Here is a 1,627-nt window from a genome sequence, read left to right as displayed (position 1 = left end):
CTTAAATTGTCAAAATGCCAATTTATTATCCCCGGCATCGCATCGTTTGGTGTGGTGTTGGAGATTCCTTTTTTATGGATAACGAAATCGTCAGATGATGGTTTCTGTCCAGGTTGAACTCGCAGCCTGACCTACCTTATTCCGGTGGTTGGTTGCTATTCGTTTTTTACGGAGAGTTTGATCCTGGCTCAGGACGAACGCTGGCGGCGTGCTTAACACATGCAAGTCGAACGATGAAGCCCAGCTTGCTGGGTGGAAGAGTGGCGAACGGGTGAGTAACACGTGAGTAACCTGCCCTGAACTCTGGGATAAGCACTGGAAACGGTGTCTAATACTGGATACGACCTATCACCGCATGGTGTGTGGGTGGAAAGATTTATCGGTTTTGGATGGACTCGCGGCCTATCAGCTAGATGGTGAGGTAATGGCTCACCATGGCGACGACGGGTAGCCGGCCTGAGAGGGTGACCGGCCACACTGGGACTGAGACACGGCCCAGACTCCTACGGGAGGCAGCAGTGGGGAATATTGCACAATGGGCGCAAGCCTGATGCAGCAACGCCGCGTGAGGGATGACTGCCTTCGGGTTGTAAACCTCTTTTAGTAGGGAAGAAGCGAGAGTGACGGTACCTGCAGAAAAAGCACCGGCTAACTACGTGCCAGCAGCCGCGGTAATACGTAGGGTGCAAGCGTTGTCCGGAATTATTGGGCGTAAAGAGCTCGTAGGCGGCTTGTCGCGTCTGCTGTGAAATCCCGGGGCTCAACCCCGGGCCTGCAGTGGGTACGGGCAAGCTAGAGTGCGGTAGGGGAGATTGGAATTCCTGGTGTAGCGGTGGAATGCGCAGATATCAGGAGGAACACCGATGGCGAAGGCAGATCTCTGGGCCGCTACTGACGCTGAGGAGCGAAAGCATGGGGAGCGAACAGGATTAGATACCCTGGTAGTCCATGCCGTAAACGTTGGGAACTAGATGTAGGGCCTGTTCCACGGGTTCTGTGTCGTAGCTAACGCATTAAGTTCCCCGCCTGGGGAGTACGGCCGCAAGGCTAAAACTCAAAGGAATTGACGGGGGCCCGCACAAGCGGCGGAGCATGCGGATTAATTCGATGCAACGCGAAGAACCTTACCAAGGCTTGACATAACCGAGAACGGGCGAGAGATCGTCAACTCTTTGGACACTCGGTTACAGGTGGTGCATGGTTGTCGTCAGCTCGTGTCGTGAGATGTTCGGTTAAGTCCGGCAACGAGCGCAACCCTCGTCCTATGTTGCCAGCACGTTATGGTGGGAACTCATGGGATACTGCCGTGGTCAACACGGAGGAAGGTGGGGATGACGTCAAATCATCATGCCCCTTATGTCTTGGGCTTCACGCATGCTACAATGGCCGATACAAAGGGCTGCGATACCGCGAGGTGGAGCGAATCCCAAAAAGTCGGTCTCAGTTCGGATTGGGGTCTGCAACTCGACCCCATGAAGTCGGAGTCGCTAGTAATCGCAGATCAGCAACGCTGCGGTGAATACGTTCCCGGGCCTTGTACACACCGCCCGTCAAGTCATGAAAGTCGGTAACACCCGAAGCCGGTGGCCTAACCCTTGTGGAGGGAGCTGTCGAAGGTGGGACTGGT

General features: G+C 54.9%; 1 rRNA gene. It reads left to right on the top strand.

From position 1 onward, the window contains the following. Positions 1-165: 165 nt before the first annotated feature. A 16S ribosomal RNA gene (locus ABD115_RS16585) occupies positions 166-1,627 on the top strand; the annotation flags it as partial.

Source organism: Leucobacter albus (assembly GCF_039528015.1).
Taxonomy (GTDB): Bacteria; Actinomycetota; Actinomycetes; order Actinomycetales; family Microbacteriaceae; genus Leucobacter; species Leucobacter albus.
This window is presented reverse-complemented; position numbering and strand designations above follow the sequence as displayed.